Annotated in this window: 13 protein-coding genes; 8 read left to right on the top strand and 5 right to left on the bottom strand. The window is 61.0% G+C overall.

The genetic code is table 11. The features are described from left to right. Window positions 1-184: 184 nt before the first annotated feature. Window positions 185-1,912, top strand: coding sequence for a serine/threonine-protein kinase (locus HNQ65_RS25230; protein ID WP_184344401.1), 1,728 nt, complete (start codon window positions 185-187; stop codon window positions 1,910-1,912). Between the two features lie 112 nt (window positions 1,913-2,024). Further along, entirely contained in the window at window positions 2,025-3,389 is a 1,365-nt protein-coding gene (locus HNQ65_RS25225; protein WP_184344399.1) for a serine/threonine-protein kinase, read from the top strand. Window positions 3,390-3,562: 173 nt separating this feature from the next. On the opposite strand, the gene HNQ65_RS25220 is transcribed toward HNQ65_RS25225, so the two are convergent. The 3 genes from HNQ65_RS25220 to HNQ65_RS25210 all read right to left on the bottom strand — a co-directional run bounded on the left by HNQ65_RS25220 (window position 3,563) and on the right by HNQ65_RS25210 (window position 5,730). After that, window positions 3,563-3,727, bottom strand: a complete 165-nt coding sequence (locus tag HNQ65_RS25220; protein ID WP_184344397.1) for a hypothetical protein — start codon at window positions 3,725-3,727, stop codon at window positions 3,563-3,565. A 224-nt stretch (window positions 3,728-3,951) separates the two neighbouring features. Continuing rightward, window positions 3,952-4,341: a hypothetical protein gene (locus tag HNQ65_RS25215; protein WP_184344395.1), complete on the bottom strand. Its 390-nt coding sequence runs from the start codon at window positions 4,339-4,341 to the stop codon at window positions 3,952-3,954. A gap of 231 nt (window positions 4,342-4,572) precedes the next feature. Then, complete coding sequence (locus HNQ65_RS25210; protein ID WP_184344393.1) at window positions 4,573-5,730, bottom strand: Gfo/Idh/MocA family protein; 1,158 nt, start codon at window positions 5,728-5,730, stop codon at window positions 4,573-4,575. An 83-nt stretch (window positions 5,731-5,813) separates the two neighbouring features. Here HNQ65_RS25210 and HNQ65_RS25205 point away from each other — a divergent pair, with 83 nt between their 5' ends. Beyond that, the gene (locus HNQ65_RS25205) at window positions 5,814-6,899 is read left to right on the top strand and encodes a Gfo/Idh/MocA family protein (RefSeq protein WP_184344391.1); all 1,086 of its coding nucleotides are present in this window, start codon (window positions 5,814-5,816) and stop codon (window positions 6,897-6,899) included. Here HNQ65_RS25205 and HNQ65_RS25200 read toward each other — a convergent pair whose 3' ends face one another. Next, window positions 6,900-7,775: a YicC/YloC family endoribonuclease gene (locus HNQ65_RS25200; RefSeq protein WP_184344390.1), complete on the bottom strand. Its 876-nt coding sequence runs from the start codon at window positions 7,773-7,775 to the stop codon at window positions 6,900-6,902. A gap of 113 nt (window positions 7,776-7,888) precedes the next feature. On the opposite strand from HNQ65_RS25200, the gene HNQ65_RS25195 reads away from it, so the two are divergent. From HNQ65_RS25195 to HNQ65_RS25185, 3 genes are read left to right on the top strand one after another with little or no spacing between them, the layout of a single operon-like run. Next, complete coding sequence (locus tag HNQ65_RS25195) at window positions 7,889-8,800, top strand: ParB/RepB/Spo0J family partition protein (protein WP_184344388.1); 912 nt, start codon at window positions 7,889-7,891, stop codon at window positions 8,798-8,800. Between the two features lie 31 nt (window positions 8,801-8,831). After that, the gene (locus HNQ65_RS25190; RefSeq protein WP_184344386.1) at window positions 8,832-9,323 is read left to right on the top strand and encodes a nuclear transport factor 2 family protein; all 492 of its coding nucleotides are present in this window, start codon (window positions 8,832-8,834) and stop codon (window positions 9,321-9,323) included. 25 nt (window positions 9,324-9,348) lie between these two features. Continuing rightward, a complete protein-coding gene (locus HNQ65_RS25185) occupies window positions 9,349-10,914 on the top strand; it encodes a fused MFS/spermidine synthase (RefSeq protein WP_184344384.1) in 1,566 nt (521 codons plus the stop codon). A gap of 116 nt (window positions 10,915-11,030) precedes the next feature. Here the strand turns inward: HNQ65_RS25185 and HNQ65_RS25180 are convergent, their stop codons facing one another. Beyond that, window positions 11,031-12,458 (bottom strand): S41 family peptidase, encoded by a 1,428-nt coding sequence (locus HNQ65_RS25180; RefSeq protein ID WP_184344383.1) that lies wholly within the window; start codon window positions 12,456-12,458, stop codon window positions 11,031-11,033. Between the two features lie 82 nt (window positions 12,459-12,540). On the opposite strand from HNQ65_RS25180, the gene HNQ65_RS25175 reads away from it, so the two are divergent. Continuing rightward, window positions 12,541-12,777: a DUF4160 domain-containing protein gene (locus tag HNQ65_RS25175; RefSeq protein ID WP_184344381.1), complete on the top strand. Its 237-nt coding sequence runs from the start codon at window positions 12,541-12,543 to the stop codon at window positions 12,775-12,777. Then, complete coding sequence (locus HNQ65_RS25170) at window positions 12,758-13,156, top strand: DUF2442 domain-containing protein (RefSeq protein WP_184344379.1); 399 nt, start codon at window positions 12,758-12,760, stop codon at window positions 13,154-13,156. The genes HNQ65_RS25175 and HNQ65_RS25170 overlap by 20 nt, the downstream gene beginning before the upstream one ends. Window position 13,157 lies beyond the last annotated feature (1 nt).

The following is a 13,157-nucleotide window of genomic DNA, read 5'->3' as shown; positions in this document are numbered from 1 at the left end:
CAGGGGCATAATGAGCCGTCGCTTTTCATGCGAAGTCTCTTTTTGTGCTGCCCATTGGGAGGATGATGTGCAATGGTACATTGCAGGAACTGAATAAGTCAGGGCGTAAACTCGCTGAAGTTCCGGCACGGAGCACGCTACTGAAAGCGTGAGCCGCTGGATCGAAAATTCGCCGTTTTAGTTCATGTCCGAAGAGAGCCACGCACATCATCAGCCCCCGTTTGAAGTCCCCTCTGTGGAAGAGATGGGCGCACTGCTGCCGCAGTATGAGTTTGAAAAGCTGGCTGCGTTTGGCGGGATGGGAGCGGTGTATCGAGCCAGGCAGGTGAGCCTGGAAAGACCGGTGGCAATCAAGATCCTGCCGCCTGAGTTTGGCATGCAGGAGGACTTTGCGGAGAGGTTCAAGGCTGAGGCGCGGGCGATGGCGAAACTGAACCACACGCACATCGTGGCGGTGTATGACTTTGGGATCACACGTGCGGGGCACCTCTACCTGGTGATGGAGTGGGTGGAGGGACCGACGCTGCACACGATGATCCACAAGGGCAGCGTGCCGGTGCGCACGGCTGCGAGCCTGGCGATGCAGCTGTGCGAGGCGCTGGCGTATGCGCACAACCATAAAATTTTGCACCGGGACATCAAGCCTGGGAACATCATGGTGAACGAGGAGGGGCAGGTGAAGGTGGCGGACTTTGGGCTGGCGCGGCCGATCACTGGAGAGGCGGAGGAAAACCCGTATGGCACTCCGGACTACGCCGCGCCTGAAATTCTGAACAAGGGATCGGTGGACCAGCGGGCGGACATCTTTGCGGCGGGCATTGTGTTGTATGAGATGCTGACGGGGCGTGTGCCACAGCAGCCGAGGAGGTCTGTGCAGGAGTATGCGCCGCTGTCGAAGCGGTGGGATGAACTGATCGACAAAGCGACGCATGCAGACCAGAGCCTGCGGTTTCAGGACGCAAACGAACTGAGGGCAAACATCGCCCTGCTGATCAACCAAGCGCAGGCGGTGAGCGTGGTGGCGGTGGATGAGAAGCCCAAGCCAGCGATGCCTCTGCAGCCGCTGCATCTGGCACTGATCGGAGTGGCGGTGGTGGTCGTGGGCGGATTTTTTGCGCTACGGACGAACAAGACGGATGTGCCTGCTGAAAAAGAAACAGCGAACACCCAAAGCGAGCCAGCGAAACCGAAGCCCCAGCCGGAGAAGCTGAAGGCTGAGCAGACAGTCAGGGAGGCGGTTAAATCTGAGGATTCCAAGCCTGAGGTGAAGCCCAAGGAACCCGAACCGGAGGCCAAGAAGATGGTGGCGGTGATGCCGGCGCCTGAGCCTAAGCTGGAGCCGACTGCGCCCGTGCCTGAAATGAAGGCTGCGCCCGTGCCCGAGATGAAAGGAGAGCCAGTCGTGGAAAAACCGGAGGAGATGATCCGGAAGCTGAGTGAGAGTGACCCCGAATTGGTGCAGATGCTGGCCGGATTTGCGAGTGAATGGGGGGCGAACGAGGACATCGACATCCAGCCGAAGCTGCGTGATCTGGCGGCCAAGTACATTCCCGCGCTGCAGCGCAACCTAACAGGGCTCAAGCCAGAGCAGCGTGATTATCTGCTGAGCGAGATATCTCACGTGGCCAATCGCGAAACGCTGGACGTGCCGCAGGAGACGTGGCCGCCCGTGCTCAAGACCCTGCGCAAGGCCTATGATACGCAGCTTGAAACGATGCAGGCGACTGCGACCGAGGCTGCACGGAAAATGCGTGCAGCGCAGATCGAGCTCGTGGCACAAAAAGCGCGTGAACGTGCGGCTGCCGGAAAAATGGAGGAGGCCAAGCGTGCGGAGATCGTGGCTGCTGAACTGGCCAGACTGACTGCAGCACCTTCGCTGAAAGCGCTGCAGGAAGTGGTTTCTGCGAAGTAATGGAGTGTGGTGGAGCTTTTTTGAAGGGCTTGTGGATATGGGTTAGATTTTTAAGAATGGAGCATCGGAATTTTTTTGCTCGCTCATGAGTGAGAAGCGGGTATGTATGGAGATGCCCGAAGAGTCGACCCCTGACGAACAGCCTTCGTTTGATGTGCCCAGCCTGGAGGCGATGGACGCCTATCTGCCGCAGTTTCAATTTGAAAAACTGGCGGCATGTGGCGGCATGGGCGCGGTGTACAAAGCCTATCAGGAGAGCTTGGATCGTAGAGTGGCTGTGAAGATTCTGCCGCCCGAATTTGGGGCTGAAAAAGAATTTGCCGACCGCTTCAAGGTGGAGGCGCGCGCGATGGCGAAGCTGAACCACACGAACATCGTCGGGGTGTATGACTTTGGCATCACAGCCGGAGGGCATCTTTATCTGGTGATGGAATGGATTGAGGGGAGGTCCCTTCACGAGATGATTCACAAAGGGGGGCTCTCACTCAGAAAGGCGACGAACCTGGCGATGCAACTGTGCGAGGCGCTGACCTTTGCGCATGAACACCAGATCATTCACCGGGACATCAAGCCGGGGAACATCATGGTGAATGACGCTGACCATGTGAAAGTGGCTGACTTTGGCCTGGCGCGACCTGTTTCTGATGAGGCGGAGCAGGAGAACCCCTTTGGCACGCCGGATTATGCCGCGCCGGAGATCCGCGGCGGCAGCGTGGTGGACCATCGGGTGGATATTTATGCCGCAGGTGTGGTGCTGTATGAGATGCTGACGGGCACCGTGCCCAAGGAGCCGCGTCGTTCGGTCACGGAGTTTGCCCAAGTTTCGAAGCGATGGGACGAGATCATCGCCAGAGCCATGCACCCTGATCCGGAAAAGCGTTATCAGGATGCGTCGGAATTTCGTGCGCACATCAACGTGGCAATGAAGCAGGCTGCGGAGCCGGGCGCTGCTCCGGCCAGGCCGATAGCCATCGATCTCGGGCTGGGGCTGGATTCAGGAAGAATCGCCGGCTTGAAGGGGCCGCTGATGGCCGCGAGCATGAAACCTGCCGCGCAGACAAAGCCGGCTGCTCGAATGCCACAGAAGCAGGTCATCCTGGCTGCAGGAGCGGTGGGTGTGCTGCTGGGGGGATTGCTGGCAGTGATGTTCCGGCCCAGCGTGAAAGAGAAAGAGATCAAGGCAGGCTCCGTGGCCACTCCTGCGGAAATCCAGCAGGTGATGCAGAATCTGGCGCATGATGACACAGAGCTTACGAGGCTGCTGAATTCATTTGCCGAAGACATGGCATCTACAGGAGCGGATCAAAGCCCCAACTCAGCCATGGCTGAAAAGCTACGCAAAGCGCATCAGTCAACTCTGCTGGCGAAAGTCAGGGAACGCCAGGAGGCGGCCCGGCGCGCTGAAGTCGTGGCTGAACAAGTGGAGAAGCTGAAAGGAGCGCCGTCTCTGAAGGCGCTGCAAAAAGCGGCTGAATAGCCCTGTTCTCGAAGAGTCTGCCACATTGCCTGACAACGGAGCGGCCCCATTGGCTGCGTCAGTCGCATGCCTGTAAATGAGTTCGCCGCTTTCAGCGGCCATGGCTGTCGAGAATCGGCCCCAAAAAAAGCCGCCACCTGTTTCCAGGTGGCGGCGTGGCTGGTCAGGAGAGCTTATTCGCCTTTGCAGCAGTCTTTGCCGCAGGTCTTGCCTTTTTCCTTGCAGCAGGCGGCGCAGTTGTCCTTGCAGCACTTTTCGCAGGCCTTGCCGGCGGCAAGAGCGGTGCTGGAAAGGGCGGCGACGGAGGCTGCGGCGATGAGGGTGAGGATGGTTTTCATAGTGTTGTGTTTGTTTGTGTTTTTGAGGTGCCTGCTTTGAGGATTCCGGCGCGCGGCGCAGGCGTGCACGTGCCGGGTGTGCCATCGGGTGGCGTGTTGAACTGGCGGTGAGGCCAGACGGCCGGGCAGGCTGTCTGGGGTGCGGCACAAATCATGGCCGCGAAGAATGAGATAAGATCACTGCTGCCCGGAGCGTCTGGCTTCCAGACGCGGGGGGTGTGTCTTCAAATGAGAAGGGCACAGTGCCGAGCGTAGAGCGGCGGCGATGTGTACAGGGGCGGCCCGTGGTCGTGACGGGGCGCAGAAAGAGATGAAATCTGAAATTGGAAGCTGGTGGTGGAGAAGAGATGCCAGACAGGCGCTGCGAGGAGCTTCAATGCCGGGGCGGGAGCCTTGACGATAGTGGAGGCGAAGTCGCGCGAGGCCTCATGGCGGGCACAGGGGCAGCCTTGGTCTTTGGGCTGGCCGGAATGATGATCTGAGGCCGCGTGCTGTTTACGGGCGCAGCAAGATGCCACCTCGGCCTGTGGTGATGCGCTGACGGCCACGCAGCACCAGCACATCGGCAAAGCGATGCAGAGGCTGAGGAGCAGGGCTGTGAGGCGGGTGAGCATGTCGTACCGTTAGATGCAGGAACGAACAATTTTATTCCAAAGTTGCAAGCAATCAGTGTGCCGGGGTTGGTGTGGAGTGTGCGTGGATGGAGATAGGAGATGCTGGATGCCTGTCGCCAGTCGGGGCCGCTGTTCTCTACGGGCTAGGGCTGTGACGGAGAGATGGAGGGCACAAAAAACGCCGCGCGGTTTCCCGGGCGGCGTTTGATGAGTTTCAGGCTTGAAGAGCTTTTAGCGGAAGCTCTTGGCGAAGTCGTCGGAGGTGGCTTTGGCGACGACCTTGGTCTTCTGGAAGGTGGATTTTTCGCCCTTTTCGATGAGGAGGCTCTCGTAGTCGGCGGATGACATGGGGAGCTCGATGGTCTTGTCCTGCCAGGTGGAGAGGAGGATGGCGTTGGCGAGTTCGACGCTGCGGATGCCTTCTTCGGCGGGGGAGAGGAGTTTCTCACCCTTGAGGATGGCGTTGGTGAAGTTCTGCAGGATCTCGATGTGCTGACCGCCGGTCTGGTCCACATGGATGTCCATGTGCCAGCTTTCGGGCATGGCGAAGGCGGCTTCGGCTTCCATGCAGAACTTGCTCATCTGCTGGCGGTTGCGCTGGAAGTGGATTCGGGTGCCGTCGGTGACGGTGAGGCGACCCTGCTCGGCGGAGATTTCGAGCTTATTGATGCCAGGAGCCTCGCCGGTGCTGGTGACGAAGGTGGCGGTGGTGCCGCTGTCGTACTGGAGGACTGCGGTGACGTCGTCCTCGACCTCGATCTCATGGAAGCGGCCGAACTGACAGAAGCCACGCACACGCTGGGGCATGCCGAAGAGCCACTGGAAGAGGTCGAGATTGTGCGGGCACTGGTTCATGAGGACGCCGCCGCCTTCGCCCTTCCAGGTGCCGCGCCAGCCGCCAGTGGCGTAGTAGTAATTGGTGCGGAACCAGTTGGTGACCTCCCAGTGGACGCGGCGGATGGCGCCGAGCTCGCCGCTGTCGATGAGGTCTTTGACCTTCTTGAAGCAGGCGTTGGTGCGCATGTTGAACATGGCGGCGAAGATCTTGTTTTTATCCGTGTGGGCGGCGATGAGGCGTTCGCAGTCGGCCTTGTGGACGGAGATGGGCTTTTCAACCAGGACGTGGAGTCCGGCCTTGAGGGCCTCGATGCCGATGGTGGTGTGGCTGAAATGGGGGGTGCAGATGAGGATGGCGTCGATGTGGCCGCTGCGGATCATGGCATTCACATCGGTGAAAGCCTTCTCGCCTTCGACGAGGTTCGGCAGGGTGCCGACGCTCTCGCACAGCGCGGTGACGCGCAGGCCGGGGATCTTCCCAGCGCGAATGTTTGCAAGGTGTGCCTTGCCCATGTTTCCAAGCCCAACGATGCCAAGTCTGACGGTTTCCATGGGCGCGAGCCTAGCGGGTCTGGCGGCACGGTCAAGCGACTCAACAGTTGCGCTTTAACAGACCAGCCTGCATTTTAGAAGTCATGCGCCCAACCCGACGCCTCCAAGCTCTTTGCATCCTCGCTTCGGGATGTGTGGCGGCGCTGGTCGGCACTCCTCTCATGGCGGACGACCTACGAATTGGCATCATCGGGCTGGACACCTCGCATTCGGAGCAGTTCACGCTGCGGCTGAATGATCCGGCGAATCCGAACCACATCCCGGGGGCGAGGGTGGTGGTGGCTTTTCCTGGTGGCAGCCCGGACATTGAGGAGAGCAAGACGCGCGTGGAAGGCTTTACGGCCACGGTGCGGGACAAATTTGGCGTGCGGATCGTGGGCAGCGTGGCGGAGGCGTGCAAGGATGTGGACGCGGTGCTGCTGCTGAGCCTGGAAGGACGCCCACGCCTGGAGCAGATGAAGCAGATCATTGCTGCTGGAAAGCCGGTCTTCATGGACAAGCCGGTGGCTGTCTCGCTGAAGGACGCGGTGGAGATCTACCGGCTGGCTGGAGCTGCGCAGGTGCCGGTCTTTAGCGCCTCGGCAGTGCGCTGGTATCCAGGAGTGCTAGAGGTGGCGAATGCGGAGGCAACACCTGCGCGCAGTGTGATCTCGTATGGCCCGGCGCATGTGCTGCCGCACCATCCGGACCTGTTTTTTTACGGCATCCACCCGACGGAGGCGCTCTTTACGGTGATGGGGACAGGATGTCTTTCTGTGGTGCGGACGACGACTGCGTCTGAGTCGGTGGTGACAGGGCTGTGGGCGGGCGGGCGCACAGGCACTCTGCAGGCGATCCATGAAGGGGCGATGGCGTACAAGCTGATCCGCTTTGGGGACAAGCAGATCACCGAGCAGAAGTCCGAGGGGGACTACACACCAATGCTGCGTGAGATTGTGAAGTTTTTCCAAACGAAGCAGCCGCCGGTATTGCCAAAGCAGACGCTGGAGATTTATGCGTTCATGGCTGCGGCGGAGGAGAGCAAGCACCGCGACGGAGGCCGTGTGACGCTGAGGGAAGTGATGGTGAAGGCTGGTGCGCCGGAGGCGTGGCTGCCGGAGGATGGCAAGGCGAAGCACGAGATGCCGAAGTCGGTGCCCAAGGGGTTGCCGAAGCCGAGCGGGTCGTGATCATTCTGCGTTCTGCACCTGCTCGCGGATCTTCTCGAGTTCAGTCTTGGCGGTGACGACGTGGTGGGCGATTTCGGCGTTGTTGCACTTGGAGCCCATGGTGTTGAACTCGCGGAAAAACTCCTGGAGGAGGAAGTCGAGGCTGCGGCCGGCGGGAGCGCCGCCGTCGAGGTACGCGCGGAACTGTTTTACGTGGCTGGCGGCACGGGTGAGCTCCTCGGAGATGTCGGTGCGGTCGGCGAAGAGGGCGATTTCTTTGACGAGGCGCTCGTCGTCGAGCGGGAGGGGGAGGCCGGCGTCTTCGAGGCGCTGGCGGAGCATTTTGCGATGGTGCTCGGGGACGGTGGCTGCCTTGGTGCGGATGGAGTCGAGGAGGGTCTCGATCTGAGAGAGGCGGGACTCGATGTCGCTACGGAGGCTGGCGCCCTCGGTGGTACGCATGGTGTTGAGCTGTTTCAGGGCAGCTGCCAGCGCCTCCTGGACGGGGGGCCAGGCGTCCTCGGCGGCGGTTTCGGCCTGGGCTTGGGTGATGACGCCGGGGAGGCGGGTGATGTCTGTGAGGGAGATGTCCGGCGGCATGTCCAGCTTGAGCGCGAGGGCATGCATGGCGTGAAGGTAATGGGCGGCGAGGGCGTGGTCCACATGGATGGAGTCAGTGCCTGCGGCGCCGGTTTCCCGTCGGACAGCGACATTGACGCGGCCACGAGAGACGGCGGCGGCGACCTCTGTGCGGACGGCGTTTTCGAGTTCGGAGAGCTCACGGGGGAGATTGACGGCGACTTCGAGCTGCTTGCGGTTTACGGAACTGCATTCCACGCTCCAAGTGACTCCGGGGCGCTGAGCCTCGCCCCGGCCAAATCCTGTCATACTTTTCATGGTTACCTCATGGAACGGTATTTGACTTTGGTAAAGTCCTGGCTGTGGCGGATGCAGATTCGTCGCGATTCCGATTTGCAACGTTCCGAGTGCTCCCTAGTCTCGCCAGCCCTATGGCAAAACCGGTACTCGGCAAAGGACTCGGAGCACTCATTTCGGCATCTCCTGCGGTGTCGGGAGTGGCGCGTGTGCCTGCGCTGGCGCAGCCAGCCCCTGGAGACGTGGTGAACCGTGTGACGCTGGACCAGGTGGTGCCGAGCCCGCTGCAGCCGCGCAAGGAGTTCCAGTCCGAGATGCTCACAGAGTTGATGGAGTCCATCCGCGAGCATGGGATCATCCAGCCGCTGATCGTGCGCCGGGTGAATGGAAAGCTGGAGCTGATCGCGGGTGAGCGACGCTTCCGTGCGTCTCGCGAACTGGGGCTGAAGGAAGTGCCGGTGATCGTCCGCGAGGCCAGCGACAAGGACGTGCTGGAGATGGCTCTCATCGAGAACCTGCAGCGCGAGGGGCTGAACCCCATCGAAGAGGCGCAGGCCTACTCCCGCCTGGCCAAAGATTTCCAAATGCGGCAGGAGGACATTGCCCAGCGAGTGGGCAAGAACCGCGCCACCGTGGCCAACACGATGCGCCTGCTGGAACTGCCCGGCGGCATCCGCGACATGCTGGTGGGGGGCAAGATCTCCACGGGGCATGCGAAAGTGCTGCTGATGCTGAAGCAGCATGAGGAGCAGGAGCGTGTGGCACATCAGATCGTGGCCAAGAGCCTGACGGTGCGCGCCACTGAGAAGGCCGTGGATGCCATCCTGCATCCGCCGCCCCCGCCGGCACCCAAGCCGACGGAGACCGACCTGACGCGTGCGATTCAGGCGGTGGAGCAGAAGCTGATCCAGCACCTGACGACGAATGTGAGCATCCACCACGGGGAGAAGAAGGGGCGCATCGAGATCGACTACTACGGCGTGGAGGATCTGAACCGCATCCTGAGCGTGATCGGGGTGGAGGAAGAGGCCTTTGCGGAGGAGTAACCGGGCGCTGAGCGCCAACGATGACACCCGCATGAAGAATGACGATCCAGCGCTGCTGACCCTCGTGCTGAAAAGGCTGGTGCTGCTGTCGTCTTTCGTGATCCTGAGCGCGGCCTTTCTCTCCGGCTGCGGTGCGCAGGAGGCCGCGTCCCGAGTTGAGACGGCTGATGTGCGCGAGTTTCTGACGCATTATTTTTCCACGTGGTCCGCGAAGGACATGGACGGGTATGGCGCGTGTTTTCATGAGCAGGCGCGGGTGGTCTTTGTGCATCAGGGCGCTCCGCACAGCTATGGGCTGACCGATTTCCTGCATGGGCAGAAGCTGAGCCATGCGACCACGACGGTGCCGATGACCGAGGTGCCCACGGACATGAAGATCCTGCGCGATGACCGCACAGCGCAGGCCAGCGTGCGCTGGAAGCTGACGAAGGGCAGCGAGATCACCACCGGCACCGACTGTTTCACGCTCATCCAGACCCCGGCGGGCTGGAAAATCATGAGCCTGGTATTTTACAACGACTGAACGGCCCAACCGCGCCAGCAATCCCATGTCACGATCCACTTCCCCCAAGACTCCCGAGACCCCTGCTGTGGAGAATGCCTACGCTCATCAAATACGTCTGTTTCTAGGGGCGGTGTGCTTCTTTGCCGGAGCGGCGATCATGGTGGTGGAGATCAGCGCCTTCCGGCTGCTGGCCCCGTATTTTGGCAACACGATCTACACCTCCACGGCGCTGATCGGAGTGATCTTGGTGGCCTTCAGCGTAGGCGGCTATCTGGGCGGGCGGCTGGCGGACCGGAAGCCGGCACTGGACCTGATCGGATGGCTGCTGGCAGCTGCTGCGGTGCTGACGCTTTTCATTCCTGCGCTGCACATGGTTTTCAGCCTGGGGCTGAGCGCGTATGGAGTTATCACCGGGCCGCTCTTGATCTCGCTGGTGCTGTTTGCGTGTCCAGGGGTGCTGCTGGGTGCGGTGTCGCCGGCATCGGTGCGGTTTTACAGCCTGACGCAAAAGGACACTCATGTGGGCATGGCCGCAGGGACGATCAGCATGCTGGGGTCTCTGGGCAGCTTTGTGGGCACGTTTGTGTCGGGCTTTTACCTGCTGGCGAATTTTGGTGTGCGCGGCATTTTTGTGGGAGCTGGAGCGGTGCTGCTGCTGCTGGCGGTGGCCTCCTTCATCCTGGCCAAGAAAGCGGGCGGGCCGCAGGTGCAGGTGCTGATCGCGGGACTGATCGCCGGAGTGGTGGGCGGGACGTCTGAGCGGCCGCCGCTGATCGGCTTGATCCATGAGCGTGAGTCTTTCTACCACCACATTAGCGTCTATGATGAAGGAGAGGCACCGCACAGGCGCCGCACTCTGGCGCTGGACTCCACACAGGAGGGCGGGATGAATCCGGACACCGGAGAGCTGATCCTGCCCTACCAGGAGTACTGGAAGCTGGCGCTGCTGCGCGAGCCTGCGGAGGTGAGCAGCGCGCTCTTCATCGGCGCGGGCGCGTTTGGGATGCCGGAGAATGTGTCGCGCGATTTTCCGAAGGCGGCGGTGGACGTGGTGGAGATCGATCCGCAGGTGATCGAGGTGGGGCGCAAGTATTTCAAACTGGACGAGTACCCACGTGTGAATGCACATGCTGATGATGCGCGGCGGTTTCTGCGTCAGGCTGGTGGCCAGAAGTGGGATCTGATCTTTGGAGATGCGTACAACGGGCGGCATGCGATCCCCTCGCACCTGGCCACGCGGGAGTTTTTCCAACTGGTGGCCGACCACTTGGAGCCGAAGGGGGTGTATGTGATGAACATCATCGCGGCGGTGAACGGACCCAAGGCGGATCTCACGGCGGGGATGGTGGCCACGCTGCGGCAGGTGTTTCCCTCGGTGGAGGCTTTTGGCGTGGGCTACCGCAAGGATGAACCGCAGAACGTGATCCTGATGTGCTCGCGCGAGAATGTGCGTGCGCTGATGACCGACCGGTATGTGACGCCGGGATCGTGGCAGGAGAAGCTGATCCGCACGCTGGTGCCGGCGGGCACGGTGCCGCGCTCCCAGGTGGTGTTTTCAGACGATCACAATCCGGTGGATGCGATCATTGCGCGAGGTCTGCTGGAGTAGGCTTCAGAGACAGGCGGATTTACACCGCAAGAGATTAGAAGACCGTAGAGAATACTTTTGGAATCAAGATTTTGCGAGCTTCCATGTGCTGCTGCACTGTCTCTGCGAGAACAGGTCTAGCGGTTTTCGAGGGGCTTGGCGGCGGGTGCGAGAGCGGGGGCGACGAAGGCGTCGAAGACGAGGACGCCTTTGAGGGAGTCCACGGCGCGCTCGAGCTGCTTGTCACCGAGACTGGCGAGCTCCAGGGCGGCAGCTTCGCCGGTGCCGTGGGAGGCGCGCCATTTGGCGATGCGGAGCTCCTCTTCAGAAGTGAGGGCGGAGATGATGTTGGGCTCGACTCCGGCTTCGTGAATGGTGCGATGGCTGGGGGTGTAATACTTGGCGGTGGTGAGACGCATGGCGGCCCCGTTTTTCATGGGCAGGATGGTCTGCACGCTGCCTTTGCCAAAGCTGGTGGTGCCCACAATGATGGCGCGCTTGAGGTCCTGCAGCGCGCCGGCGGTGAGCTCGGAGGCGCTGGCGCTGCCTTGATTGATGAGGACGGCGATGGGGTATTTGCGCGGCTCTTTGCCATTGCGAGCGGGTGTGCGGAAGGGCGGTGGATTTTGAGAGGCGACGCGGCCCTCGGTGGTAACGACGACGGTGCCTTCGGGGAGGAACTCGCCGCAGACGGCCACGGCGCTGTCCACGAGGCCGCCGGGGTTGTTTCGCAGGTCGAGCACGAAGGCCTTCATGCCCTGCTTTTCGAGATCATCGAGCGCCTTGCTCATCTCGCGTGCGGTGGGCTGGTTGAACTGGGAGATGCGCATGTAGCCGATCTTGTAGTCGCCCGCCATTTTGGAGGAGAGCAGCATGGGATCGTGCACGGAAGTTTCGGCCAGGGTTTCGTGCTTCACCTTGAACTCGAGGAACTGCTTGGTCCCTGGGCGGCGGACGGTGAGGCGGACCTCCTCGCCGGTCTTTCCCTGGAGGAGCTGCATGGCCTCGGCGACGCCGACGGAGTCTGTAAGCACATCATTGATGCGCACGAGCTGGTCGCCGGAGAGGACGCCTGCAGCGGAAGCGGGGCCGTCCTCGCGCACGGTGATGATGGTGAGAATATTCTGACGCAGGGCGATGGTGATGCCGATGCCCTCTGAGGTGTCGCTCTGCTCGCGCTGCATGTCCTCAAAGAGAGACTTGCCCATGTATTCGCAGTGCGGGTCCAGGCGGTGGAGCATGCCCTCCAGCGCGCCCTCGACGAGCTCGGCGTAGGTGATCTTGGACTCGTCCACGTAGTTTTGCCGCACCATTTCCATGGCACGGGTGAGCATCTCCATCTGGGTGTAGGCGTCTTCCGGCGGGGGCTTGACCGGAGGTGCGGCGGGTGTCTTGGCCTCGGATTTGGGAGCGGCTGGCTTGGAGTCTGCCGGTTTGGCCGCTGGCTTGGTGGGAGGGGGCGTCGTCGCGGCGGGTGCAGCGGGGGCCGGTGCAGGAGACGGAGGCGCGGCGTGAAGACTCACGCTGGCGGCCAGGATGGAGAGGAGTGCGGGGGCACGACGCATGGCCGCACCCTGCATGATTTCGGGCACTTGCACAGAAGAAACTCGGGCTTGTCAGAGGTGTAGTTTCCATCAAAGGTTTTGCATGCCCGTTGTGCTCCAAAGCGGCCCTTATCGCCTGTTTTTCTATTCAGACGAGGGCAATGAACCTGTGCATGTGCATGTCGAGCGCGAAAACAAAGAGGCCAAATTCTGGCTGGAGCCGGTAAAACTGGCATCATCAGGAGGGTTTGGTGCGGCAGAGATCCGGAGAATCGAACGTATTGTATCCCGAAATAAACAAGCTATTATTCAGCGCTGGAATGAGCACTTTGAATCCTGATCTTGATGCGCCCAAAGCCTTGAAGGTTTCCTTTGAGGGGGAAGTGCTGCATGTGCTGCTTGAGGGAGGGCGGCAAATTGTGGTGCCGACCGCTTTGTTTCCACGCCTGCGGTTTGCCACGAAGGCCGAGCGGCGGGCTTATCGGCTCATCGGTGGCGGTTCGGGGATTCACTGGCCTGCTCTTGATGAGGACATCAGCGTCAAAGGTTTGCTGGCCAAGAAGGGCTCGGCGGAGTCTTCCCACTCACTCATCCAGTGGCTGCTGAAGCGGAAACAGGCTTCCAAGAAAGAAAAATCGTCTGTTCAAGGCATTCAAATTCTTCCTCCCAAACGAAGAGCTGCACCCGTGGGTAAGTCCAAACTAAAGCAAGCTGTTTAGT

The sequence above is a fragment of the Prosthecobacter vanneervenii genome, from assembly GCF_014203095.1.
Taxonomy (GTDB): Bacteria; Verrucomicrobiota; Verrucomicrobiia; order Verrucomicrobiales; family Verrucomicrobiaceae; genus Prosthecobacter; species Prosthecobacter vanneervenii.
The sequence above is the reverse complement of the archived record's forward strand: the minus strand, read 5'-3'. Positions and strand labels throughout refer to the sequence as shown.

What these genes read in the sequence shown, in the direction of transcription:
- HNQ65_RS25215 (WP_184344395.1), bottom strand. Translation starts at nt 4,341, where the DNA reads ATGCTCACCCGCCTCACAGCCCTGCTCCTCAGCCTCTGCATCGCTTTG.
- HNQ65_RS25225 (WP_184344399.1), top strand. Translation starts at nt 2,025, where the DNA reads ATGCCCGAAGAGTCGACCCCTGACGAACAGCCTTCGTTTGATGTGCCC.
- HNQ65_RS25230 (WP_184344401.1), top strand. Translation starts at nt 185, where the DNA reads ATGTCCGAAGAGAGCCACGCACATCATCAGCCCCCGTTTGAAGTCCCC.
- HNQ65_RS25185 (WP_184344384.1), top strand. Translation starts at nt 9,349, where the DNA reads ATGTCACGATCCACTTCCCCCAAGACTCCCGAGACCCCTGCTGTGGAG.
- HNQ65_RS25210 (WP_184344393.1), bottom strand. Translation starts at nt 5,730, where the DNA reads ATGGAAACCGTCAGACTTGGCATCGTTGGGCTTGGAAACATGGGCAAG.
- HNQ65_RS25190 (WP_184344386.1), top strand. Translation starts at nt 8,832, where the DNA reads ATGAAGAATGACGATCCAGCGCTGCTGACCCTCGTGCTGAAAAGGCTG.
- HNQ65_RS25180 (WP_184344383.1), bottom strand. Translation starts at nt 12,458, where the DNA reads ATGCGTCGTGCCCCCGCACTCCTCTCCATCCTGGCCGCCAGCGTGAGT.
- HNQ65_RS25170 (WP_184344379.1), top strand. Translation starts at nt 12,758, where the DNA reads ATGAGCACTTTGAATCCTGATCTTGATGCGCCCAAAGCCTTGAAGGTT.
- HNQ65_RS25175 (WP_184344381.1), top strand. Translation starts at nt 12,541, where the DNA reads ATGCCCGTTGTGCTCCAAAGCGGCCCTTATCGCCTGTTTTTCTATTCA.
- HNQ65_RS25200 (WP_184344390.1), bottom strand. Translation starts at nt 7,775, where the DNA reads ATGAAAAGTATGACAGGATTTGGCCGGGGCGAGGCTCAGCGCCCCGGA.
- HNQ65_RS25195 (WP_184344388.1), top strand. Translation starts at nt 7,889, where the DNA reads ATGGCAAAACCGGTACTCGGCAAAGGACTCGGAGCACTCATTTCGGCA.
- HNQ65_RS25220 (WP_184344397.1), bottom strand. Translation starts at nt 3,727, where the DNA reads ATGAAAACCATCCTCACCCTCATCGCCGCAGCCTCCGTCGCCGCCCTT.
- HNQ65_RS25205 (WP_184344391.1), top strand. Translation starts at nt 5,814, where the DNA reads ATGCGCCCAACCCGACGCCTCCAAGCTCTTTGCATCCTCGCTTCGGGA.